The organism is Sulfitobacter sp. W002 (assembly GCF_025142135.1).
GTDB lineage: Bacteria > Pseudomonadota > Alphaproteobacteria > Rhodobacterales > Rhodobacteraceae > Sulfitobacter > Sulfitobacter profundi.
In genome coordinates this window covers 110563-133076 of sequence record NZ_CP081126.1, presented here as the reverse complement: position 1 = coordinate 133076, position 22514 = coordinate 110563, and the positions used below count along the sequence as shown (strand labels likewise).

Annotated in this window: 23 protein-coding genes; 10 read left to right on the top strand and 13 right to left on the bottom strand. The window is 61.7% G+C overall.

The genetic code is table 11. The features are described 5' to 3' along the window. Positions 1-8: 8 nt before the first annotated feature. A complete protein-coding gene (gene idi / locus K3758_RS00625) occupies positions 9-539 on the bottom strand; it encodes an isopentenyl-diphosphate Delta-isomerase (protein ID WP_259946859.1) in 531 nt (176 codons plus the stop codon). 195 nt (positions 540-734) lie between these two features. On the opposite strand from idi, the gene K3758_RS00620 reads away from it, so the two are divergent. Continuing rightward, positions 735-1208 carry a cytochrome c family protein gene (locus tag K3758_RS00620; protein ID WP_259946857.1) on the top strand — a complete coding sequence of 158 codons (474 nt, stop codon included), beginning with the start codon at positions 735-737 and terminating at the stop codon, positions 1206-1208. A 62-nt stretch (positions 1209-1270) separates the two neighbouring features. Here K3758_RS00620 and K3758_RS00615 read toward each other — a convergent pair whose 3' ends face one another. The 7 genes from K3758_RS00615 to K3758_RS00585 are packed head-to-tail and all read right to left on the bottom strand — an operon-like array spanning position 1271 to position 8974. Further along, entirely contained in the window at positions 1271-2416 is a 1146-nt protein-coding gene (locus tag K3758_RS00615; protein WP_259946855.1) for an iron-containing alcohol dehydrogenase, read from the bottom strand. Positions 2417-2419: 3 nt separating this feature from the next. Continuing rightward, entirely contained in the window at positions 2420-3793 is a 1374-nt protein-coding gene (locus tag K3758_RS00610) for an aldehyde dehydrogenase family protein (RefSeq protein ID WP_259946854.1), read from the bottom strand. Positions 3794-3795: 2 nt separating this feature from the next. After that, positions 3796-5160: a glutamine synthetase family protein gene (locus tag K3758_RS00605; RefSeq protein WP_259946852.1), complete on the bottom strand. Its 1365-nt coding sequence runs from the start codon at positions 5158-5160 to the stop codon at positions 3796-3798. A 58-nt stretch (positions 5161-5218) separates the two neighbouring features. Further along, a complete protein-coding gene (locus K3758_RS00600) occupies positions 5219-6256 on the bottom strand; it encodes a TRAP transporter substrate-binding protein (protein ID WP_259946850.1) in 1038 nt (345 codons plus the stop codon). Positions 6257-6306: 50 nt separating this feature from the next. Further along, positions 6307-7632, bottom strand: a complete 1326-nt coding sequence (locus K3758_RS00595; protein WP_259946849.1) for a TRAP transporter large permease subunit — start codon at positions 7630-7632, stop codon at positions 6307-6309. Continuing rightward, on the bottom strand, positions 7632-8198 hold the full coding sequence (locus tag K3758_RS00590; RefSeq protein WP_259946847.1) for a TRAP transporter small permease subunit: 567 nt from the start codon (positions 8196-8198) through the stop codon (positions 7632-7634). Before K3758_RS00590 ends, K3758_RS00595 begins: the two co-directional genes overlap by 1 nt. Next, complete coding sequence (locus tag K3758_RS00585; RefSeq protein ID WP_259946846.1) at positions 8195-8974, bottom strand: N-formylglutamate amidohydrolase; 780 nt, start codon at positions 8972-8974, stop codon at positions 8195-8197. The genes K3758_RS00590 and K3758_RS00585 overlap by 4 nt, the downstream gene beginning before the upstream one ends. A 119-nt stretch (positions 8975-9093) precedes the next feature. Between K3758_RS00585 and K3758_RS00580 the strand changes: the two genes are divergently transcribed. From K3758_RS00580 to K3758_RS00560, 5 genes are all read left to right on the top strand, one after another. Further along, a complete protein-coding gene (locus K3758_RS00580; RefSeq protein ID WP_067939702.1) occupies positions 9094-9966 on the top strand; it encodes a MurR/RpiR family transcriptional regulator in 873 nt (290 codons plus the stop codon). 134 nt (positions 9967-10100) lie between these two features. Next, positions 10101-11153 carry a quinolinate synthase NadA gene (gene nadA, locus K3758_RS00575; protein WP_093927636.1) on the top strand — a complete coding sequence of 351 codons (1053 nt, stop codon included), beginning with the start codon at positions 10101-10103 and terminating at the stop codon, positions 11151-11153. A gap of 11 nt (positions 11154-11164) precedes the next feature. Beyond that, positions 11165-12727, top strand: coding sequence for an L-aspartate oxidase (locus tag K3758_RS00570; RefSeq protein ID WP_259946837.1), 1563 nt, complete (start codon positions 11165-11167; stop codon positions 12725-12727). Beyond that, the gene (gene nadC, locus K3758_RS00565; RefSeq protein ID WP_259946835.1) at positions 12724-13569 is read left to right on the top strand and encodes a carboxylating nicotinate-nucleotide diphosphorylase; all 846 of its coding nucleotides are present in this window, start codon (positions 12724-12726) and stop codon (positions 13567-13569) included. The genes K3758_RS00570 and nadC overlap by 4 nt, the downstream gene beginning before the upstream one ends. A gap of 44 nt (positions 13570-13613) precedes the next feature. Next, on the top strand, positions 13614-14063 hold the full coding sequence (locus K3758_RS00560; protein ID WP_259946833.1) for a GNAT family N-acetyltransferase: 450 nt from the start codon (positions 13614-13616) through the stop codon (positions 14061-14063). Here the strand turns inward: K3758_RS00560 and K3758_RS00555 are convergent. From K3758_RS00555 to K3758_RS00545, 3 genes are all read right to left on the bottom strand, one after another. Next, positions 14053-15558, bottom strand: coding sequence for a heme biosynthesis protein HemY (locus K3758_RS00555; protein ID WP_259946832.1), 1506 nt, complete (start codon positions 15556-15558; stop codon positions 14053-14055). The two genes, K3758_RS00560 and K3758_RS00555, sit on opposite strands and share 11 nt — an antisense overlap. Positions 15559-15568: 10 nt before the next feature. Beyond that, positions 15569-17149 (bottom strand): hypothetical protein, encoded by a 1581-nt coding sequence (locus K3758_RS00550; RefSeq protein WP_259946830.1) that lies wholly within the window; start codon positions 17147-17149, stop codon positions 15569-15571. 71 nt (positions 17150-17220) lie between these two features. Continuing rightward, positions 17221-17919 (bottom strand): uroporphyrinogen-III synthase, encoded by a 699-nt coding sequence (locus K3758_RS00545; protein WP_259946829.1) that lies wholly within the window; start codon positions 17917-17919, stop codon positions 17221-17223. Positions 17920-17994: 75 nt separating this feature from the next. On the opposite strand from K3758_RS00545, the gene tsaD reads away from it, so the two are divergent. From tsaD to K3758_RS00525, 4 genes are read left to right on the top strand one after another with little or no spacing between them, the layout of a single operon-like run. Continuing rightward, positions 17995-19098: a tRNA (adenosine(37)-N6)-threonylcarbamoyltransferase complex transferase subunit TsaD gene (tsaD, locus tag K3758_RS00540; protein WP_259946827.1), complete on the top strand. Its 1104-nt coding sequence runs from the start codon at positions 17995-17997 to the stop codon at positions 19096-19098. Further along, complete coding sequence (locus K3758_RS00535) at positions 19095-20048, top strand: NAD(P)H-dependent glycerol-3-phosphate dehydrogenase (RefSeq protein WP_259946825.1); 954 nt, start codon at positions 19095-19097, stop codon at positions 20046-20048. Before tsaD ends, K3758_RS00535 begins: the two co-directional genes overlap by 4 nt. A 1-nt stretch (position 20049) precedes the next feature. After that, positions 20050-20322 carry a YciI family protein gene (locus K3758_RS00530; RefSeq protein WP_259946823.1) on the top strand — a complete coding sequence of 91 codons (273 nt, stop codon included), beginning with the start codon at positions 20050-20052 and terminating at the stop codon, positions 20320-20322. Beyond that, the gene (locus K3758_RS00525; RefSeq protein WP_259946822.1) at positions 20322-20741 is read left to right on the top strand and encodes an EVE domain-containing protein; all 420 of its coding nucleotides are present in this window, start codon (positions 20322-20324) and stop codon (positions 20739-20741) included. Before K3758_RS00530 ends, K3758_RS00525 begins: the two co-directional genes overlap by 1 nt. A gap of 267 nt (positions 20742-21008) precedes the next feature. Here the strand turns inward: K3758_RS00525 and K3758_RS00520 are convergent, their stop codons facing one another. Next, the gene (locus K3758_RS00520; protein ID WP_120349823.1) at positions 21009-21350 is read right to left on the bottom strand and encodes a DUF2853 family protein; all 342 of its coding nucleotides are present in this window, start codon (positions 21348-21350) and stop codon (positions 21009-21011) included. A gap of 189 nt (positions 21351-21539) precedes the next feature. Beyond that, positions 21540-22451, bottom strand: coding sequence for an MSCRAMM family adhesin SdrC (locus tag K3758_RS00515; protein WP_259946819.1), 912 nt, complete (start codon positions 22449-22451; stop codon positions 21540-21542). Positions 22452-22514: the final 63 nt, after the last annotated feature.

The window sequence follows — 22514 nt, the reverse complement described above, 5'->3', positions numbered from 1 at the left end:
CTTTGCTGTTATTTTATCGCCCCGCCGCCGAGGATCAGACCTTCGTGTTCGGCCATGTAGATCCGCAACCAAGGCGTATATTCTTCGGGGTTCTGCGCGAGGTTGGCGTGCAGATCGCTTAGGCTGATCCAGCGCGTCGCCATAACCTCTTCGGGGTTTTCCGTAATCGACAACGCCGGGTCTGCATGGGCGAGAAAGACCTCAACAACCTCATGCTCAATCAGCCCGCCGCCAACATCGGCGCGGTATTCGACTTGACCGCGATGTTGAAGGTCCAGCCCGGTGATCCCCAACTCCTCATGCAAACGCCGGGTGGCGCAGGCTTGGGGCGGCTCTTCCCATTGCGGATGCGTGCAGCAGGTGTTCGCCCAGAGGCCGGGGGTGTGGTATTTGCCAAGCGCGCGCTGCTGCATCAGCAGCTTGCCCTCGGCAATGACAAAGACCGAAACCGCCATATGCCGCAAACCGCGTTCATGCGCGGCGAGTTTTTCAACCGGTTGCAGGGTGCCGTCGACCCAAGCGGGGACCATGATCTCCATCAGAGGCGGCTCGCCGTTGTGTTCATCTCACCCTCGAAGCAGAAGAAATTCACCGGCAGTTATCGGAGGAATTCCCCTTGGTCTCAACCGCTAACCGGCCCGCAGCCCGCCCGTGCTACCTTTTGGCGCAGCCGATATGCTTTACCCCCTCGCCCCAAACGCTAGTTTCAAATCAGCCAGACAAAGGAACTCAAAATGAACATGCGTATCGCGTCGATCTTCGCCATTTGCCTCGGGGCCACGCCCCTTTGGGCGGAAAGCCATGCCTCCGGTGATGCCGAAGCCGGGGAAAAGGTCTTTCGTAAATGCAAAAGCTGCCACATGATCCAAGATGATGAAGGCAATGACATCCAAAAAGGCGGCCGCACCGGGCCGAACCTTTATGGAATCTACAACCGCGTGGCGGGGTCGGTCGAAGACTACCGCTATGGCGATTCCATCGTTGAGGCCGGCGAAGCCGGGCTGGCGTGGAACGAAGAAGACTTCACCGGATATGTTGCCGATCCCAAGAAGTTTCTGGCCAGCTATCTCGACACGAACCGCGCCAAATCCAAGATGTCTTACCGTCTGAGAGACGAAGAAGACGCCAAGGATGTTTGGGCGTATCTGGTCTCGGTCGGGCCCGAGGTTACTGAAGCGGATATGGAAGAAGCCAAAACGACTGAATGATCCGACGTTTCACTGATTTCTATCAAACGGGGGGCCGATGATCCGGCCCCCCGTTTTGCGTTTCAAAGGCAGTCGCGCAGCAGCTGCGTGACATTCTCTTTGGTCAGTTCAATCGGGTTGCCGCCGCAGCTTGGGTCTTGCAAGGCCGAGGCCACCAGCGCGTCGATATCCGGGTCCGTCACGCCAAGGGCGGTCAGCGAGCTTGGGATGTTCAACTCTTCGTTCAGCTTGCCGACGAAATCGTAAAACCCGTCAAAGCCGCCGACGATATCAAGATAGGCCGCCGCTTTGGTCAGACGCTCTTCGATCGCGGGGCGGTTCATGCGCAGGACGGGCTGCATGACAACCGCGTTGGTGGTGCCATGGTGCGTGTGATGTACCGCGCCGATCGGGTGGCTGATGGCATGGATCGCGCCCAGACCCTTTTGGAACGCCGTGGCGCCCATGGCCGCGGCAGACATCATATGCCCGCGCGCCTCAAGATCACTGCCATCGGCATAGGCCCGGGGCAGATATTCCTTGACCAGACGCATCCCTTCCAGCGCCATGCCTTGGCTCATCGGATGGTAATGCGGCGAACAGAAGGCTTCGAGGCAATGGGCAAAGGCGTCCATCCCGGTGCCTGCGGTGATCATCGGCGGCATGCCCACGGTCAGCTCCGGGTCGCAGATCACGACGGCGGGCAGCATTTTGGGGTGGAATATGATCTTTTTCTCATGGCTCTGGGAATTGGTGATCACGCTGGCGCGGCCCACTTCAGACCCGGTGCCAGCCGTCGTCGGCACGGCCACGATCGGCGCGATGCCATCGGGGTCGGCGCGGGTCCACCAGTCGCCGATATCCTCAAAATCCCACAGGGGGCGCGTTTGGCCTGCCATGAAGGCGATGACCTTGCCCAGATCAAGCCCCGAGCCGCCGCCAAAGGCGATCACGCCGTCATGGCCGCCGTCGCGGTAGACCTTGATGCCCGCCTCGGCGTTCATCTCGGTCGGGTTCGGGTCAACGTCCGAGAACATCGCGCGGCCAAGGCCAGCCGCCTCCATCAGGTCCAGCGTGGACTGGGTGATCGGCAGATAGGCCAGCCCTTTGTCGGTGACCAACAGCGGGTTTTTGATACCTGCGGCGGCGCAGGCTTCGGCGATCTCTTTAATTCGGCCCGCGCCGAAGCGGATGGCGGTGGGGTAAGACCAATTGGCAGTCAGGGACATGTCTCAGGCTTTCTTGAGGTGGTAGGATTTAGGGCGTGTCAGCGCGTGATAGCCCAGTTCAGACAGGCCCGCGCCGCGCCCGGTCTGCTTGCAGCCGGTCCAGCAAAGCGCCGGGTCAAGGTAATCGGCGCGGTTCATGAAGACGGTGCCGGTTTCCAACCGCTGGCCAATGGCCTCGGCGGCGTCGGCATCGGCGGTGAAGATCGCGGCGGTCAGGCCGAATTGGCTGTCGTTCATCAGCGCGATGGCTTCTTCGTCGTCCTTGACCGGCATGATACCGACCACGGGGCCAAAGCTTTCGTCGCGCATGACGCGCATCTCATGGGTGACATCCGTCAGCACCTGCGGGGTGAGGTATGCACCGCCGTCATCGGCGGGCATTCTGTCGATATGCGCCTTGGCACCTGCGGCGACCGCCTCATTGATCTGGGCGCGGACCTCTTCGGCGAAACGGACATGGGCCATCGGGCCAAGCGTCGTGGCTTCTTCCAATGGGTTACCGAGGTTGAGGTTGTTCATCCATGCCACGGCCTTTTCGACGAAAGCGTCATAGAGGCTTTCGTGCACATAAATCCGCTCGATCCCGCAGCAGCATTGGCCCGCGTTGAACATCGCGCCGTCCATCACGCCATCGACGGCCGCGTCGAGATTGGCATCGGCCCGGACATAGGCGGGGTCTTTGCCGCCCAGCTCGGTCGCGACGCCAGTGAAGGTGCCAGCTGCCGCGCGCTCCATCGCCTGCCCACCGCCGACAGAACCGGTGAAGTTCACGAAATCGAACGCATTGTCGGCGATCAGCGCCGAGGTGGTGTCATGGCTCAGTACCACATTCTGGAACACATCCTCGGGCACGCCCGCCGCGCGGTAGGCATCGGCCAGATGCTCGCCGACCAAAATGGTCTGCGAGGCGTGTTTCAAGATCACCGAATTCCCGGCAATGAGCGCAGGCGCGATGGTGTTGTTGGCGGTCATGTAAGGGTAGTTCCACGGTGCCACGACAAAGACCACGCCATGCGGCTCACGCATGATCTTGCGGCTAAAGGCTTCGCTGTCTTCAATTACCGTGGGGGCCAGCGCATCGGCTGCGATCTTGGCCATGTGGCTGGTGCGTTCCTGCAGACCGCCGAATTCGCCGCCATAGCGCACCGGGCGGCCCATTTGGTGGGCCAGTTCCTCGGTCATGCGGTCGGTCGAATTCTCAATCTCTTTCAACGCGCCCATCACCAGATCGACACGTTCCTGCAAGGGCCGCGCCGCCCATGCCTTTTGCGCTTTGCGAGCGCGGGCAACAGCCTCAAGCGCCACGTCATTGCTTAGGGTTTCGCGTTCCGCATAGACCGAACCGTCAATCGGAGAGATACATTTTACCGTCGTCATTCTCAGGCCCTTTCAAAGCCACGGGCGATTTCCCAATCGGTCACCACCCGGTCATATTCTTCCTGCTCCCATTCCGCCGCGCGGGTGTAATGGGTCACTACATCGTCGCCCAAAACCTCACGCAAGAACGTCGAGCCGCGCAGGGTCTCGGTTGCTGCCCGCAGGGTCTGGGGGATATCGACAGCGTCGGACTCGCCATAAGCATCGCCGCGTGTGGGCGGGGCCAGTTCCATCTTGTCTTCGATCCCTTTGATTCCGGCAGCCAGCATGACCGTCTGCGCCAGATAGGGGTTCAAGTCCGATCCGCCAATACGGCATTCGACCCGAACGCCCTTGGTCCCCGCCCCGCATAGGCGGAATCCGGCGGTGCGGTTGTCGACGGACCAGACGGTTTTGGTCGGTGCAAAGGTGCCTTTGGCGAAACGCTTGTAGCTGTTCACATAGGGCGCGAGGAAATAGGTATATTCCGGCGCATAGGCGATCAGCCCGGCCATGTAGTGGCGCATCAGGTCGGACATGCCCAGTTCATCGTTGGAATCGACAAACATCGGCTTGCCGTCTTTCCACAGCGACTGGTGCACATGGCTGGAGGAGCCCACCCGGTCCTTGTGCCACTTGGGCAAGAAGCTTGCCGCCTGACCCTGTTGCCACGCGATTTCCTTGACCGCGTGTTTCGCGATCGTGTGGTAGTCGGCACAGTCGAGGGCCGGGGAATAGCGGATGTTAAGCTCTTCCTGCCCCGCCTCGGCCTCGCCTTTGGAGTTCTCAATCGGCAGACCGGCGGCAAAGAGGTGGTTGCGCACGGGGCGCATCACGTTCTCTTCTTTGGTGGTCTGGAAGATGTTGTAATCCTCGTTGTAGCCGCTGAACGGCACGAGGTTGCGGTAGCCATCTTTGCGCAGCGCGTCAAAGCTCTGCTCGAAAAGGAAGAACTCCAACTCGGTGGCCATCATCGCGTCAAAGCCCAGCTCTTCCAGCCGCGCGATCTGTTTTTTCAACATGGCGCGAGGGGAATGGGGCACCGGGGAATGGGTGTCGTGATCCAGCACATCGCAAAGCACCATCACGGTGCCTTCGAGCCACGGCACCGGGCGGATCGTATCAAGGTCGGGCTGCATGACATAATCGCCATAGCCCGTCTCCCACGAGGTGGAGGCAAAGCCTTCGGGCGTGCTCATCTCTAGGTCGGTGGCCAGCAGGTAGTTGCAGCAATGGGTCTCTTTGTAAGAGGTCTCAACAAAGTTCACGGCATGGAAGCGTTTGCCCATCAACCGGCCCTGCATATCCACAAGGCAGGCAAGGACCGTGTCGACGGATCCCTCTTTGACCAGTTTTTTCAGCGCGTCGAATGTCAGTGTGCCGGGCATGTTCTGTCCACTTCAGGGGTAAGGCGGGGGCGCAGGCAGCGCGCCCCCGGTTGTCGGTTCAGCCGTTGGTGTAGGGCGGACCGGCTTTGTTGATGACTTCGTTATAGTCGCGGAAGATCTGCACGATCTTGGCGTGCACTTCGCCTTCTTCGGCGATCTCTGTCCAGAAGTCCTTGGCTGCGTTTTCAACTTCGGACCATTCGTCGGCAGGCACGGTGCTGAGCTTAAGCTTGTCGCCCTGCGCCCGCAGACGCGCCTCGCCGCCCCAGTACCACTGGTTGCGGTAGGTGTGGCCCGCTTCGATCCCCGCCATGACCAACTGCTTGAGGTGATCCGGCAGATCGGCCCACTGCTGCTGGTTGACGAAGAACGACCCGATCCAAGCACCCGAGATGTTGTTGGTCAGGAAGTAGTCGGTCACATCGGCCCAGCCGACGGTGTAGTCTTCGGTGATGCCCGACCACGCCATGCCGTCGAGCTCGCCTGTTTGCACCGCGACTTCGGCGTCCTCGTAGGGAATGTTCACCGGCACCACGCCGAACTTCGACAAGAAGCGGCCCGCGGTGGGGAAGGTGTAAAGCTTCAGACCGTCCAGATCGGCGACCGATTTGATCTCTTTGGTGGTGTTGAAGTTACAGGGGTCTTGGCCCGCAGCCGACAGCCATTCGACACCGACCTTGGCGTATTCTTCTTTCCAGATGTCGGCCAACCCATATTGATTGAACAGCACCGGCACGTCGAGGATGTGCTTAGTGGCAAAGGGGAAATAGCCGCCGAATTGCTGCAAGGGCGTGGGCGATGCCATGGAGTCGTCATCGGAATGCACCATGTCGATGGTGCCGCGCTGCATCGCTTGGAACAGCTCACCGGTGGGGACGATCTGGTCGGCGTAGAACAGTTCGATCTCCATCTCGCCATTGGCGGCGGCATTGATGTAATCGACCGCCGGTTTGGTCACCTGCTCACCCAAAGCGGCGCCGGCATAGGTCTGCATGCGCCATTTGATCGGCGCTTGGGCATGCACGATGGAGGGCGCGGCGAGGGCCGCAGGGGCGGCGACGGCGGCCCCGGATAGAAACTTTCTGCGAGTGGTCATACGTCTCTCCTTTGTTGAAATATCAGGCCGTCTTTGCGCGGCTCTCGTTGTTATTTGTCGTAGATATAATCAGGCAGCCATGTCGCGATCTGCGGGAAGACCATGACGAGTATCAGCGCCAAGACCATCACCAGCACGAAGGGCGTGATCGAAGCATAGATGTCGCGCAATGTGATTTCCGGCGGAGCCATGGCGCGCATCAGGAACAGGTTATAGCCAAACGGCGGCGTCATATAGGCGATCTGCGTGGTGATCGTGTACAGGATACCATACCAGATCAGATCAAAGCCCAGCGCACCGACCAAGGGCACATAGAGCGGGGCCACGATGACCAGCATCGCGGTGTCATCAAGGAAGGTGCCCATGATGATGAAGCTGAGTTGCATCATGATCAGGATCATCCAGGGGCTGAGGTTCATCTTCTCGGTGAACAAGCTCTCAATCGCCTTAACCGCGCCCAGCCCGTCAAAGACCGCGCCAAAGGCCAAGGCGGCGAGGATGATCCACATGAACATGCAGGTGATGCCCAACGTGTTGCGCACCGAGTTCTCGAAAACCTCGCGGGTCATTCGGCCTTTAAGAACGGCGGCAAGAAAAGCCGCGCCCGCCCCAATGGCAGAGCTTTCCACAAGACTGGTCCAGCCGCGCACAAACGGCACCATCATCACCGCAAAGATCACCAGCGGCAGGATGCCCGCGCGCAAAAGGCGCAGCTTCTCGGCACGGGGAATGTCACGATCTTCGACTGAGAGGATGGGACCAAGCTCAGGATTCATGCGGCACCGGATCACGATATAGGCAATGAACATCGCGGCCATCATCAGCCCCGGAATGACCCCCGCGAGCCACAGCTGCCCCACCGGCTGCCGCGCGATCATCGCATAAAGCACCAGCACCACCGAGGGCGGCACAAGGATGCCAAGGCTCGACCCGGCTTGGATCACCCCGGTCACCATCCTTTTGTCATATCCGCGTTTCAGCAATTCCGGCAGCGCAATGGTCGAGCCAATCGCCATGCCCGCCACGCTCAGGCCGTTCATCGCCGAGATCAGCACCATCAACCCAATCGTCCCAATCGCCAGCCCGCCGCGCACGCCGCCCATCCAAACGTGGAACATCTTGTAGAGGTCATCTGCAATGCGGCTTTCGCTCAGGACATAGCCCATGAAGATGAACATCGGCAGCGTCAGCAGCGGATACCACTTCATCAACTTCATCGCGGCGGCAAAGCCGATGTCATATCCGCCCTTGTCGCCCCAAAGCAGCAGCGCCGAGACCACGGCGATAAAGCCGATAGCGCCAAACACCCGCTGGCCGGTCAGCAGCATCAGCATCATCGATGAGAACATCAATGTCGCAATCATTTCATAGGACATCAGATGGCCTCACCCTTGAGCCGCAGCACGTCTTTCGCGAGCTCGGACAGACATTGCAGCAGCATCAGAAAGATGCCGACGATCATCACGACCTTGATGGGCCAGAGGTAGGGCCGCCAAGCGGAACTGGATTTCTCCATATGGCCGATCTCTTCGGTGCCCGTGACCAACCCACCGAAAAAGCTAAACGGCTCAGTCCCCCAATAGCCCAGCGAATAGGCTGTCGAGCTGATTGCGCCATAGAGCAGCACGCAGAGATAGAAGATCAGGAAGAAGACAGTGAACAGATCAAACCACGCTTTGCGGCGGAGCGACCAATCGCCATAGAGCAGGTCCATCCGCACGTTCGAGCCGAGTTGGATCGAATAGGGCCCGCCTAGGATGTAGTAGCCCACCATGATGAATTGGGCCATTTCCAGCGTCCAAAGCGAGGGGACGAAAAACGCCTTGCTGACCGTCGACCACAAAAGCACCCCCATCAGGACAAAGATGCCATACATCATGATCCGCCCGATCCGTCGGTTCATCGCGTCGATGCCCCGGATATAGCCCCGCATGAATTTCATGGTTTGGCGTCCTTCATCGCGTCATTCATTTCGGGCCGCATGAGCGCGGCGCGCAACCAATTGCTGATCATCGCGGCCATCTGCTGTTGCTCGGCCTCGGTTGTGATCAGGTCATTACGGATCTCAAGCATGACATGCGGATGGCCATGCGCCAAACCGTGTTCCTTGAGCGTATGGGTTACCCCGTCTTGGGGGCCATAGGGCGCATTGCGCTCGACCGTTAGGTCCGTGAACTCTGGCGCCACCGCCAGCATCGCATCCGCCAGCCGTGTGTCACTGTCATGCAGGATGCCAATTTCCACGCGGCGCGGTTTGCCGTGGTAAATGGGCGTGAAACTGTGCACCGTCACGATCGCGGGCGCATCGACCCGTTTGATCGTCGCGGCAAGGGTCGCGCGGAAGGGCTCGTAATAGCGCGTCACCCGCTCGGCCCGGCCCGCGTCATCAAGCGTGGCATTGCCGGGGATCGCGAAAATCTCGCTCTGGGCGGGCATCGCGCCGGGGGCTTCGGGCGGGCGGTTGCAGTCGTAAACAAGCCGCGAAACGCGCCCGGCCACCAGCACGGCGTCTAAATCCTGCGCCATCTTCTGCGCCACGGCCAGAGCGCCGGGATCCCATGCCACATGGCTTTCGCGGGCCGTAGCATCCAGACCAAGACCATCAAAGCAGGCCGGTATCTCACGCGCCGCATGTTCGCAGACCAACACCAGCGGCGCCTTGGCCCCGGCGTTGATCACCTCGACGGCTTCATTCGAAAGATCTGTCTGCTCTGACACCTTGTCCCCCTCAGTTGATCAAACCTCATTCGGGCGGGGGGCTTCTGTCAACAGAATAATGTCGAATTTATTACAACGCCGCTCAGTTTGTGTTATTACTCGTCAAAAGAGGGGCATCCATGGCTGAACCGACGCTGACTATTTCCGACCGTATCCAGCAAGAACTGGACCGGCTGACCCGTGCGGAACGCCAACTTGCCCATTCGATTCTTGAGAATTACCCCGCCTCTGGCCTCGGCCCGCTGACGGCGCTGGCCAAGGATGCCAATGTCTCTACCCCCACCGTGGCGCGAATGGTGCAAAAGCTGGGGTTCAAGGGCTACCCTGAGTTTCAGAACGAGTTGCGCGAAGAGCTAAAAGCCAAGGCCAAGAACCCCATCGCCAAACATGACACATGGACCGAAGGCGCGCCCTCGGGTCATGTGCTGAATCGTTTCACCGACGCTGTGATCGACAATATCCGTCACACCCTCGGCCAGATTGAACCGGCGACTTTTGACCGCGCCTGCGCCATGATCGCCGACACCGCGCACCCACTTTATATCGTGGGCGGGCGCATCACGCATACGATGGCGGAATATCTGTTTCTGCACGCGCAGATCATCCGGCCCCGGGTCACGCATATTCAATCCACCTCGAACGCTTGGCCGCATTACCTGCTCGACGTGGGCGAAGGCGATGTCTTCGTCATCTTCGACGTGCGCCGCTATGAGAACAACACCCTGAAACTGGCTGAGATGGCCCATGCGCGGGGGGCCAAGATCATCCTCTTTACCGACCAGTGGCGCTCTCCGGTGCATAGCCTTGCCGATATCTGTTTCTCCAGCCGGATCGTCGCGCCCTCGGCTTGGGACAGTGCGGCGGCGACGCTTTTGCTGGTGGAAAGCGTGATCTCGGCCATGCAAGACATCAACTGGGCCGACACCAAAGACCGGGCTGAGCGGCTGGAAGAGATGTTTGATCAGACCCGTTTGTTCCGCAAATTCACCTGATCCACAGAGGCTGATCGCCCTGCCATAAAGGGTATTGGCTTGCCCAAACCCCGCCAGTCGTCTATGGCCAGCACGCCGGGTGTGGTGTCCAGCGCGGTGCCGTGACACGCGCCAAGGCCGGAGGGGGACCGACCATGCGTGATGAAATCTTTTCGCCCAGCGAGCTTGAGCGCCATTATGACCTCGCGCCATCGCCTGCGCTGGCGGCTGAAATGGCCGATATCTACGCCAAGATGGACCGTGTCGTTTCGCCCCCCGATTGGGCCATTCACGCGCCCTATGTCGCCGCGATCAACAAGCTGAAAAAAGAGCGTAACGCGGTCATCCTCGCGCATAACTACATGACGCCTGACATCTACCACGGCATCGCCGATTTCGTGGGCGACAGCCTGCAACTGGCGATCAAGGCGACCGAGGTTGAGGCCGATGTGATCGTGCAATGCGGTGTGCATTTCATGGCCGAGACCTCGAAAATCCTGAACCCGTCGAAAACCGTGCTGATCCCCGACATGGAAGCGGGCTGTTCGCTGGCCGAAAGCATCACCGCCGAGGGTGTCGAACAGATGCGCGCGCAATACCCCGGCGCGCCGGTGGTGACTTACGTGAATACCACAGCCGAGGTAAAAGCCGCGTCTGACATCTGCTGCACCTCCTCCAACGCCGCGCAGATCGTCGCCGCGATGGAGAGCGACACGGTAATCATGACGCCCGACAAATACCTCGCTCAGAACATCGCCAAACAGGTGCCCGAGAAACGCATCGTCTGGTGGGACGGGGCCTGCATCGTGCACGAACGTTACACCGCCAAGGATATCGCCGATTACCGTGAGTGGAACCCCGACACCCGCATCATCGCGCACCCCGAATGCCCGCCCGATGTGGTGGCCGAGGCTGATTTTTCGGGCTCGACCAGCGGCATTCTGGACTATGTGCACCGCGAGAAACCGGCGAAAGCGATGCTGGTCACCGAATGCTCCATGGCGTCGAACATCGCGGATGAGCTGCCCGAGGTCGATTTCGTCGGCCCCTGCAACATGTGCCCCTACATGAAGAAGATCACGCTGGAAAAGGTGCTGTGGTCGCTGCACACCATGTCCGGCGCGGTCGAGGTTGAGGCGGAAGTCTCCGAAAAAGCGCGCGTCGCGGTGCAGCGGATGATCGACCTCTCCCGCGAACTCGGCCTCTGAGGGCCGCGCCGGTGCAAGAGATCACAACCGGCAGGATCATCATCGTCGGTGCGGGCCTCGGCGCGCTTTATGCCGCGCTTTGTCTTGCGCCGCGCCCCGTTTTGCTGATCTCGCCTGATCCGCTTGGCTCGGGGGCCAGTTCCGCTTGGGCGCAGGGCGGGGTGGCCGCCGCTATGGCGCAGGCCGACAGCCCCGAGGCGCATGCACTAGACACCATCGCCGCGGGTGCTGGCACGGTTGAGGCGCGCGTCGCGGCCACCGTGACGGAAGAGGCCCGCGCCCACATCCTTGCCCTGACCGACTTTGGCACCGCCTTCGACCGCAGCGCCGATGGCGGCTATGTCATGTCCCGCGAGGCGGCGCATAGTTTCGCGCGTGTGGTGCGGGTGCAGGGCGATCAGGCCGGGGCCGAGATCATGCGCGCCCTGATCGAGCGGGTGCGCAATACCCCGTCGATCCAAGTGCTTGAAGGCGTGTTGGCACGCGGCTTGGACAGCGACGGCAGCAAAGTCACCGGGGTTGAGATCGAATTGGCCCGGCCCGAAGGCTCCGCCCCCGTCCTGCTGCGCGGCGCGGGGGTCTTGCTGGCGGGCGGCGGCTCGGGCGGGCTTTATGCGCTGACGACCAACCCGGCTCGCATTCGCGGGCAGGTGATCGGGATGGCGGCACGGGCAGGCGCGCTCATCGCCGATGCGGAATTCGTGCAGTTTCACCCAACCGCCATCGACTGCGGCGAAGACCCCGCCCCCTTGGCGACCGAAGCCCTGCGCGGTGCCGGGGCGCATCTAATCAACCGCGAGGGGGCGCGGTTCATGACCGAGGTCCATCCGCTCGCTGAACTCGCCCCGCGTGACATCGTGGCCCGCGCGATCTTTGCCCAGACCCAAGCGGGCCTGCGCCCCATGCTCGACACCCGTGCGGCCTTGGGTCCTGCGGTACTGGCCGAGTATCCCGCCGTCGCCGCCGCCTGTGCGCGCAACGGCATCGACCCGGTGATCCAACCGATCCCCGTGGCCGCCGCTGCGCACTACCACATGGGCGGCGTGGCCACGGATGCGCATGGGCGTTCCAGCCTCGCCGGGCTTTGGGTCTGTGGGGAGGCGTCTTCGACCGGGCTGCACGGCGCGAACCGGCTGGCATCGAACGGGCTGCTCGAAGCGCTCGTCTTTGCCCGCCGCGCGGCGCAGGACATGCTTGAGGAATGCAGCACCGGCGACAGCGGCACGGTGGCCCTGCCCGACCTGCCCGCTGGCGAAACACCCGATGAGACCCTCGTCGCCCAGTTGCGCCAAACCATGACCGCCCATGTCGGCGTTCTGCGCGATGCGGAGGGGCTGCAACGCGCCCTCGCTACGATTGCACAGATCGAAGCCGCACAACCCGACTGCGCCCAGTTGCAAAACATGATCGCCACCGCGACGCTAATCGCCGCCGCCGCCCTCGCCCGCCGTGAAAGCCGCGGCGCGCATTGCCGCACTGATTATCCCGACACGCTCCCCGAAGCCGCGCGCAGTTTCATGACACTGGCCGAGGCCACCGCATTCCGCTCCAACCCTGAGGAACTTCCCGCATGACAACCGCCCTGCCCGACCTGATCCTAGAGCCGCTGGTCCGCGCCGCGCTGATGGAAGACCTTGGCACCTATGGCGATGTCACCACGCGCAGCGTGATCCCCGATGGCACGACCTATACCGCCCGCCTGCGCGCCCGTGCCGAGGGGGTCGTCTCTGGCATGCAGATCGCACGGCTGGCCTTTCATCTCGTCGACCCATCGCTTGAGGTGCGCACGCTAAAAGAAGACGGAAGCACGATCACCAAAGGCGACACGCTGATGGAGATCGAAGGCTCTGCCGCCGCGATCCTGTCGGCAGAACGTGTGGCGTTGAACTTTGCCGGACGGCTGTCGGGCATCGCCACCCTCACGGCGGCCTGCGTGGCCGAGACCAAGAGCACCGAGACCCGGATCACCTGCACCCGCAAGACCACGCCGGGGCTGCGTATGGTGGAAAAACAGGCGGTGCTCCATGGCGGCGGGTTCAACCATCGCTTTTCCCTTTCGGATGCGATCCTGATCAAAGACAATCACATCGCTGCCGCCGGTGGCATTCGGCCTGTCTTGCAAGCAGTGAAAAGCAACGCCTCGCATATGATCCGCGTCGAGATCGAAGTGGACACGCTGGCGCAGCTTGAAGAGGTCTTGGACGAAGGCGGCGCGGATGTTGTGCTGTTGGACAATATGGACACGGCGACGCTTCGTGAAGCGGTGGAAATGGCCAAGGGCCGCATCGTGCTTGAGGCATCGGGCAACATGACATTGCCGCGCATTGCCGAGGTCGCGGCGACGGGGGTGAACTATATCTCCATGGGCGCACTCACACATTCTGCGACAACGCTGGACCTTGGGCTGGATTTCTGAACCAACTGGGGCAAAGATCGCGCAGCCAGCGAAGGGAGCCCGCCATGTCCGACCTCACAGTTCGTACCGTAAAAGACCATGACCGCGCCGATTGGGAGCGGCTTTATCAAGGCTATGCCGAATTTTACAAAGTCGAGCAGACGCCAGAGATGCGCGCGCGGGTCTGGTCTTGGCTGCATGACCCGCTAACAGAGGTCGAAGGGCTGGTCTGCGAAGACGCCGAAGGCCGTGTGATCGGCCTGACCCATTTCCGGCATTTCGCGCGCCCCTTGGCCGCGGCGACGGGCTGCTTCCTTGACGATCTATTCGTGGCACCCGAAGCACGCGGCAGCGGGGCTGCCGACGCGCTGATCGGGGAGGTGAAAAAGATCGCCCAGAAACGCGGCTGGAGCCTCGTGCGCTGGATCACGGCCGAGGATAATTACCGCGGCCGTGGGGTGTATGACAAGCTGGCCACGCGAACCAACTGGGTCACCTACGACATCAAGCTGTAGGGTCGGGCGCCTTTTTCGGGGCCTCGGGATTGGTCGGCTCGTCTGGGTCCGTCACCAACTCGGCTTCTTCGATGTCGTCGGTCCGGGTTGTCAGCGCGCCTTCTGGAGGTGTCGTTTCCGGGGCACCGACGATCAGCGGCAGCATCTGCACACCGCTTGGCATGGCGACTTCCGAGAGCGGCGGGGTCTTCCATTCCAATGTGTCAAAGCTCTTGCAGTTTTCGCAGATCGGCTTCCATTCGGCGTGGATGTGGTGGCAATTCTCGCAAATCCACTGCGGCCCGCGCGAGACATTGAGCGCGCGTGTCAGCCAGCCTTTGACCACGGTATCAGACGCGCCCTCACCTCGCTCGATCGCGGCCATCAGCGTGACGGAACGCGCCGACGGATCGGTCTCAACCAGATTGCCAAGCGCACGGCGCGCTTCGGGGAAATCTTCGTTGGCGATGTGCAATTCGGCCAGCAGCATCTTGGTCTCGGGGTGGTCGGGCTGTGATTTGGTCAGCGCGCGGAACCGTTTGATCCGCTGCTGCGGGGTCTCATCCGGCTGAATCTCGGCAAAGGCGGCGGCAAGATCGGGGTGCGGCTGCACGCTCCACGCTTTTTGCAACACTTTGGAAGCATTGCGCGGCTTGTCCTGCGCGATATAGCTGCGCGCGGCCATCACGGCGGCAGGCACCAGATCGGGCGACAGGCGGTTGGCTTCGATCGCGGCTTCTCGCGCCTCGATGCTGTTGCCTTCGGCGATAACGTCACGCGCCTCGGAAAGTGCCAGTACCGCGTCGCGGCGTTTGTGCACATCGCGCGGCAGGTGGCCGTTTTTGTACTTGGCCTGCAGGGTGCCGCGCGCGCCGGTCCAGTCATGCTTTTCGGCCTGCAACTTCAGCAGCGTATCGCCGGTTTCTTCGTGTTTGGGCTTCAGCGCGAAGGCCTTCTCGGCCAGTTTCAGCGCGGTCTCGGTATCCCCATCGGCCAGCTTTTGTTTCATGATGCCACGCACGCCGACGAAACGGGTCTTTTCGTCTTCGACCAGCTTGCGATAGGTTCGCTCTGCCTTGCGGCGGTCGCCTGCAAGCTCTGCGGCCTGCGCGGTCAGCAGATTGGTTAGCGCCGGGCGTTTGAGATAGCGGTCCGCCTTGGCGGCCTTGGCCATCGCAACCTGACCCTCACCGCTGGCCAGCGCCATCAGCCCGTCCGACAGGGCCTCATAGCCCTTCCGTTCCCGGTTGCGGTCAAAGTAGCGCGACAGGGCGGTCTCATCCCCATTCAGGAAATGCCAGACCGCCGACAGCAGCGCCACGATCTTGAGCAGCACCCAGACCGCGAACATCAAAAGCAAAACGGCGATGACCGATTGCAGCGGCCCGAGAGTATATTCGGTCCCCGCCACGGTCAGTTGAATGCCGCCCTCGCTTTCCAGCAAGAAGCCCGCACCCCATGCCAAAGCGGCGACGAGCACGACGAAAAGAACGATTTTAATAAGAGACCAGAGCATTTTTCGTTCCTCAGTTGGCCGTCAGGCGTTGGGAGAGTTCATTGGCGGCGGTTTCAGCCGCCTGACGCGCGCGGGCATCGGCAAGCCATTCCGCCATCGCGTCCTGCGCAGGGGCGGGCAGCGTTTCGATCTCGGCCAGCGCATCGGTCAAACGGCCATCGCGCACAGCCGCTTCGGCGCGGGAGAGGACAGCATCGGGGTCCGTTCCTTCGCGGGGCGCGACCGAGCGGGCACCAAGCTGCCGTTTCAGGAAGCTGCCAAAGCCGCCTTCGCCCTCTTCCGGCACGGCGGCACGGGCGGTGGCCAGGGCCTGCCGCGCGGCGTCGGGATAACGCGCCTGCAGATTGGCGAGGGTGACCACACCGCCCGCAGCGGTCTCAGTCAGCGGTTGGGGAATGTCTTCGACCCCAGCTTCCTGCAACTCGACCAGCGCGGCCTCAAAGGGGCGTCCGGCGCTGATCGCGGCGTTCATCTGGGTGATGCCGGTCTGGGCGCGGGCTGCTTCTGCGGCGGCGGCGGTCGCCTCTTCGGCGGTTTGGGCGTTATCCAGCAGGCTTTCGATTTCGCGGCGCTGCTCAGTGACAGAGGCGCGCAGGGCTTCCATTTCACGTTCAAAGGCCGCGACTGCAATCTCGTTTTCGCCACCGCTTACGGGCTGTTTCTCAACCGTGGTGAGGCGGCTGTCGATCTCGGCCAATTGGCTTTGAAGCGTCGAGAATTCTTCGCGCGCGGCGGTCAACTCTGCGCTGAGCGCGTCGACCTGCGGCAGGCTTTCCGGCAGGGCCGCAGGCTCATCAGCGCGGGCTTCCAAGTCTGCGATGCGGGCCTGCTGCGCTTCGAGCGCGTTTTGCACTTCCGCCGCCCCCTGCGCGCGGGTGCCAAGAACGTCGTATTCCGATGCGGCAAACCCCAGTCCGGCAGCGATGGCACCACCGAGCAGCATGGGGAAAAACACGCTCCGCCTGCGCTCTTTCGGCGCGGGCGCGGGGGTCGGTGTCGGGGTTGGCTTGGAGGTCGTAGCGCTTGGCTTTTCAGTCTTGGTCGGCGCGGGCTTCGACGTGCTGTCACCCGGCTTAGACGCGGCTGCCGATGCGCGCGAGGGCGCGGGATCGGTCGCTGGTTTGTCGTGGGAAACCGGTTTGTCCTTGGGCGCAACGCCGCTGGACGTTGGTTTAGGGTCATCCTTGGGCAAGGGCGTCTTTGGTGTCGTATCTTTGGCGGTAGAGGCGCTCTCCGCGTTAGCGGGTGCCCTATCATCACGCTTGACCGCGTCGCTTGCGGCGGTCGGCTTCACCGTGGCTTTCTCCGCTGCCGGCGCAGTGTCTGTCACGGGCAGAGTGCTGGTTGTTTTGCCCGGCTCGGTTTTGCCCAAGTCGGTTTTCCCGGGCTCGGCTTTCGCTGCGTCCGGTTTGACATCTTCGGTCTTCGGCGCGTCGGGTTTCACCGTGGCCGTACTCTTGGCATCGGTTTCGGATGGTTTCGGCGCGTCAGCTTTCTCCGCCGCTACTGCCTTATCCCCCTGCGGGGGCGTCTGTTCGGCCGTGGTCTTGTCCGCTTCGCTTTTGCTGACCGTCTTTTTGGGTTTTGCCACGCCGTACGCCTTTCGATTCTGAACCTATCATCCGCTCGCAGTGGCGAGCTTACCCGGCATACCTATGCCCCTCAAGGCAAGGTGGTGCAGCGGAAAAGTTTTTCAACGGCCTCCGCCATGGCTTCGCCAGTGGGTTCCGCAGCGACATCATGCGCATAGAGCGGCAGAGCTTCAAGCGCCTGCGCGGCGGCGGGGCTGATCGACAGGGCGATGACCTGCTCTGTGCAACTGGCCTCGCGGGCGAAATGCTGCGCGCTGCGGGGGGAAAAGAGCGGCACGATGACAGGACTTGGCCCAGTTAAAAGGGTTTGCGCCGCGGCGGAGAGCGGCAAAAGGTTCTGTTCATAGACCGTTGCAACATCAACGGTCAGACCCGAAGCGCCTAAAATTGCGGCAACATCCGCCCGCCGATGGCGTCCGGCAAGGTGCAAGAGCGGGGCAATCTGCGGCTGCCCCGAAAGGGTCGCGATCAGCGCTTGGGCATCCAGCCCGGCCATCTGCGCCCGCCAGCCCGCTTTCGCCGCCGCCGCCGTGGTCTGCGGGCCGACACAGAAGGCAGGCCGCCCGTCCCCCTTTGGCGCATGGGCCACACCATTGGCGGAGGTAAAGATCACCCCGGCGAAAGGCGCGAGATCGACCCCTACACCGGTCGGGGCAATCTCGATCAAGGGGGAAATCACCGCACCGTCCCGCAGCGCGGGCGAGAGCCGATCCAGAAACTGCGCGGCACCGGGATGTGGACGTGTCAGAAGCAATCTTGGCTGTGGCATCACAAGGCTCCGGCATTGTTTGCGCGTGATAGCGGTGTTACCTGCGGTACAGGTGCCTTGCAACGGAAAGCCCCCATGCCCTCTACCCAGCCTCAGACCCGCTTGATCCTTGGTTTGGAAAGCAGTTGCGACGATACCGCTGCCGCCGTGGTGCGTATGGGCGCGGATGGGCGCGGCACGGTGCTGGCCTCTGTCGTGGCAGGCCAGACCGAATTGCACGCCGACTTTGGCGGTGTCGTTCCCGAAATCGCCGCCCGCGCCCATGCGGAAAAACTGGATCACTGCGTCGAAGATGCCTTGTCCGAGGCTGGGATCGGCCTGCCGCAGATCGATGCCATCGCCGTCACTGCGGGGCCGGGGCTGATCGGCGGGGTGGTCTCGGGCGTGATGTGTGCCAAGGGGCTTTCGGCGGCGACGGGCAAACCGCTTTATGGGGTGAACCATCTGGCGGGCCACGCCCTGACGCCGCGGCTGACCGATGATGTGCCCTATCCCTATCTGATGCTGCTGGTGTCAGGTGGGCATTGCCAGTTCCTGCTGGTGCGCGGGCCGGAGAGTTTTGACCGTCTTGGCGGCACCATTGATGACGCGCCGGGCGAAGCCTTTGACAAGGTTGCGCGGCTGTTGGGGCTGCCGCAGCCCGGGGGGCCTTCGATTGAAAAATGCGCGCAGGAGGGCGAGCCCAACCGCTTCGCCCTGCCGCGCCCACTGTTGGACCGTGACGGCTGCGACATGTCTTTTTCGGGCCTAAAAACCGCCGTGCTGCGCGCCCGCGACAAATGCGTGGCAGAGCGTGGCGGGCTGACCCGGCAGGATCAGGCGGATCTGGCGGCAGGGTTTCAAGCAGCCGTGGTCGATGTGCTTGCCCATAAGACGCGCCGCGCCTTTGCGGAGTATCCGGCAGAGGGTGCGCGGGGCCTTTGTGTGGCAGGCGGGGTGGCGGCAAACAAGTCCATCCGTGCCGCGTTAGAGACTGTTGCAGCGGAACAGCAGGCGCGTTTCGTCGCTCCGCCGCTGGCGCTTTGCACCGATAACGCCGCGATGATCGCCTTCGCTGCTGGAGAGCAAGCCGCCCTGCGCGAGGCCGATGATCTGACACTCTCGGCACGTCCCCGCTGGCCGCTGGATACCGCACGGCCTTCGATGCTGGGCAGTGGCAAGAAGGGGGCCAAGGCATGAGCGTTTCCGTCCTTGGCGCAGGGGCATTCGGCACGGCGCTGGCAATCTCGCTGGCGGGCAAAGGGCCGGTGACGCTTTGGGCGCGCGATGCGGGGGACATGGCCGAGCGCCGTGAGAATGCCAAACGCCTGCCGGGGTGCCCTTTCCCTGATACGCTCACGGTGACCGATAGCCTTGACCAAGCGAGCGCGGCCAAAATCCTGTTGCTGGCCGTGCCGATGCAGCGGCTGCGCAGTGTCTTGGAAAACCACAAAGACGCGATTCACGGGAAACATCTGGTGGCCTGCTGCAAGGGGATCGAACTCAGCAGCGGTGTCGGGCCGGTGAGCGTGATCTCCCAGACCATCCTCGATGCGACGGCAGCGATCCTTACGGGGCCTAGCTTTGCCGCCGATATCGCGCGCGGCCTGCCCACCGCGCTGACTTTAGCCTGTGCTGATGCGAAGGCGGGCAAATACCTGCAAGCGGAACTGACAACGGCGAACCTGCGGCTTTACCGCACCACGGATACCATCGGCGCGGAACTGGGCGGGGCGCTGAAGAACGTCGTCGCCATCGCGAGCGGGGCCGCGATTGGGGCGGGTCTGGGGGAAAGCGCACGGGCCGCCCTGATGACGCGCGGCTATGCCGAAATGCAGCGGCTTGCCGCGCATCTGAAGGCGGAGCCGACAACGCTGGCCGGGCTTTCGGGCTTTGGTGATCTGACGCTGACCTGCACGTCGGAGCAATCGCGTAACTACCGGCTGGGACAATCGCTGGGCCAAGGCACGCCGTTTGACCCGTCGACCACGGTCGAGGGAGCCGCCACCGCGCGCGCTGTGGATGCGCTGGCCCGCGACGCCGCGCTTGATATGCCGATCACCCGCGCGGTTGCCGGGCTGCTCGACAACCAGTTAGATGTGGCTGGCGCCATGAAATCACTACTGACCCGACCCCTAAAGGAAGAATGATATGTTTGTTGCCTTGATCGCCCATGACAAAGCCGATGGCCTGCCGATCCGTCAGGAAAACCGGCCCGACCATTTGGCCTATCTCAAGTCCAGCGATGCCGTGGCCCAAGCTGGCCCGCTCTTGAACGCCGAAGGCGGCATGATCGGCTCGCTTATTATTTTGGACGTAGCGGACATGGCCGCAGCCGAGGATTGGGCCGCGAATGACCCCTATGCTAAGGCCGGTCTGTTCCAAAGCGTGACCCTGACCCATTGGAACCGGGTGATCGGCTAATGGCCTATTGGTTGTTCAAATCCGAACCCGCAACATGGAGCTGGGCCGACCAGAAGGCCAAAGGCGACGCGGGCGAGGAATGGGACGGCGTGCGCAACTATCAAGCGCGCAACTTCATGCGCGAGATGAAGGTCGGCGATCTGGGGTTCTTTTACCACTCTCAGAAAGACCGCGAGGTTGTCGGCATCGTCGAAGTCTGCGCCGAAGCGCATCCCGACAGCAGCACCGATGACCCCCGTTGGGAATGTGTGGATATCAAAGCGGTGCGGTCGTTCAGCCTGCCTGTGACACTTGATACGATCAAAGCCGACCCACGGCTGGAGGATATGGTGCTGGTGAAAAACTCTCGCCTATCGGTGCAACCTGTGACCGAAGCGGAATGGGCCCTCATCTGCGCTTTGGGCAAGACTGCGCCCTAGGGTCGGGCCCTGAGACCGGCCAAAATTAACGATTGTGAAACGAAAAAGGGTTCCGGCACCCCGCCAGAACCCTTCTCACCCCATGTGCTCCCAAAACCACCACACATGTTCTTTAAACTCTTATCAGCGCAGGAAGCCGATATAAGAGTGATAGCAGAAGTCATTGAATTTCTCAACTTTCTACTGTGTCAAAGCCCCATCAAAAACGAAACGCGCGCTTAACCAAGCGCGCGTCCGAGGTAAGGTTTTGGTAAGTCTTTCCGGCGATTAGCCGTAGACGGACTCTTTGCCGAAATGTTTGACCAGCATGTAATAGACCACGGCGCGGTACTTGTTCCGCTCTGACCGGCCATAGGTCTCAATCACTTTTTGGATGCCGCCCATGAGGTGCTCATCATCCGGCAGGCCGAGTTTCTTGATCAGGAAGTTGTCCTTCACGGTGTTCAATTCAGCCGTATCACCGGCAGACACCGTTTGCGCGTCGGCGTTGTAGATCGACGGACCGCAACCGATGGTCACCTTGGTCAAAAGGTCCATATCCGGGTCCATGCCGCATTTATTCTTCAGGTCCTCGGCGTATTTTGCGATCCATTCGTCACGCTTGCCCATAAATCTCTCCAACAGTAACTTCGGCTTCAGGGGTTCCTGAAACCGGAGCCTAAGGCCATAACCCTGTTTTGCAAAAGATTTATTTCGCGACCCCGGCTGACTGCCCCCGTCGACCACGCCCGGCAGCCACGCCCCCATACGCAAAGAGGCGCCCGATGGGGCGCCTCTGAGTTCGATATCGCGGGTCGCTTAGGATGCGTCGTCAAGACGGACGTCGTCTTCGAGACCTTCGATCGTATCTTCATCAACTTCCGGCTGGGCTTCCAGCTCGGCTTTGGTCCAAGAGCTCAGCTTCAGGTCGTTTTCGGCAGCCATGGAGATTTCCTCAAGCGGCACGGCGACGGTGTGTTCGCCAAGGCCAAGGAAGCCACCCACACCAACGACAGCGGCATAGCCAGCGTCAGTCTTGATCACATAGTCGATGTCACCGATGGTATCCCCATCCGCTTCGACGACGGTCAGGCCGACCAGATCACCCACAACCATACCGGAGAAGGCATTGCTCATGCCGGTGTCGGTGCGTGTGACGTCTGTTTCCATGTTCGCTTCGGTGTCCGAAGCGACATTCTCTTCCAGATCGGTCTCAGCTTCGCCTTCGATCTCGGCAGTCATTTCGCTGTCGATATCGGCGTCTTCATCGGCTGCCAGATCGGTGTCTGTCTCTGTTGTGACAGTGCCGCTGGTGTCGGTGCTCAGGGTCGAGTTCGACTCTGAATCTGCGTTCCCGGCCAGATCGGCTTCGGCATCCGTCGACGGGGTCACGCCATCGGTTTCGGCGGTCAGCTCCGCTTCGTTGTCGACTTCGGTATCACCGTCGAATTCCGCGCTCTCTGTCGGGGCGGTCAGAATTTCGTCGGTTTTATTGGGATCGTTGGTCCCCTCATAATCGTCAGAATTCTCACGCGACATCTCAGCGGTTTGCTCGGCCTGTTTCTCAACAGTGGCGGTCAAATCGTTGGCGGTGTTGCTCACGCTCTCACCCGAGATTGTGGCCTCGGCTTCTGCTGCTGCACCGGCTTCGGTGTCGGCAGTCTGAGCGAATGCGGTGCCCGCAGTCAGTGCAAGGGCGGCGACGGTGGATTTCAGGAATGTACGTTTCATCTTCGATACTCCTTTTCAGTGGTCTGGGGAAGAAACACCGCCCGGATAACTATGTTCCGCCCG

Coding starts and splice junctions, on each gene's coding strand:
- idi (WP_259946859.1), bottom strand. CDS start 539: ATGGAGATCATGGTCCCCGCTTGGGTCGACGGCACCCTGCAACCGGTT.
- K3758_RS00620 (WP_259946857.1), top strand. CDS start 735: ATGAACATGCGTATCGCGTCGATCTTCGCCATTTGCCTCGGGGCCACG.
- K3758_RS00615 (WP_259946855.1), bottom strand. CDS start 2,416: ATGTCCCTGACTGCCAATTGGTCTTACCCCACCGCCATCCGCTTCGGC.
- K3758_RS00610 (WP_259946854.1), bottom strand. CDS start 3,793: ATGACGACGGTAAAATGTATCTCTCCGATTGACGGTTCGGTCTATGCG.
- K3758_RS00605 (WP_259946852.1), bottom strand. CDS start 5,160: ATGCCCGGCACACTGACATTCGACGCGCTGAAAAAACTGGTCAAAGAG.
- K3758_RS00600 (WP_259946850.1), bottom strand. CDS start 6,256: ATGACCACTCGCAGAAAGTTTCTATCCGGGGCCGCCGTCGCCGCCCCT.
- K3758_RS00595 (WP_259946849.1), bottom strand. CDS start 7,632: ATGTCCTATGAAATGATTGCGACATTGATGTTCTCATCGATGATGCTG.
- K3758_RS00590 (WP_259946847.1), bottom strand. CDS start 8,198: ATGAAATTCATGCGGGGCTATATCCGGGGCATCGACGCGATGAACCGA.
- K3758_RS00580 (WP_067939702.1), top strand. CDS start 9,094: ATGGCTGAACCGACGCTGACTATTTCCGACCGTATCCAGCAAGAACTG.
- nadA (WP_093927636.1), top strand. CDS start 10,101: ATGCGTGATGAAATCTTTTCGCCCAGCGAGCTTGAGCGCCATTATGAC.
- nadC (WP_259946835.1), top strand. CDS start 12,724: ATGACAACCGCCCTGCCCGACCTGATCCTAGAGCCGCTGGTCCGCGCC.
- K3758_RS00560 (WP_259946833.1), top strand. CDS start 13,614: ATGTCCGACCTCACAGTTCGTACCGTAAAAGACCATGACCGCGCCGAT.
- K3758_RS00555 (WP_259946832.1), bottom strand. CDS start 15,558: ATGCTCTGGTCTCTTATTAAAATCGTTCTTTTCGTCGTGCTCGTCGCC.
- K3758_RS00545 (WP_259946829.1), bottom strand. CDS start 17,919: ATGCCACAGCCAAGATTGCTTCTGACACGTCCACATCCCGGTGCCGCG.
- tsaD (WP_259946827.1), top strand. CDS start 17,995: ATGCCCTCTACCCAGCCTCAGACCCGCTTGATCCTTGGTTTGGAAAGC.
- K3758_RS00535 (WP_259946825.1), top strand. CDS start 19,095: ATGAGCGTTTCCGTCCTTGGCGCAGGGGCATTCGGCACGGCGCTGGCA.
- K3758_RS00530 (WP_259946823.1), top strand. CDS start 20,050: ATGTTTGTTGCCTTGATCGCCCATGACAAAGCCGATGGCCTGCCGATC.
- K3758_RS00525 (WP_259946822.1), top strand. CDS start 20,322: ATGGCCTATTGGTTGTTCAAATCCGAACCCGCAACATGGAGCTGGGCC.
- K3758_RS00520 (WP_120349823.1), bottom strand. CDS start 21,350: ATGGGCAAGCGTGACGAATGGATCGCAAAATACGCCGAGGACCTGAAG.
- K3758_RS00515 (WP_259946819.1), bottom strand. CDS start 22,451: ATGAAACGTACATTCCTGAAATCCACCGTCGCCGCCCTTGCACTGACT.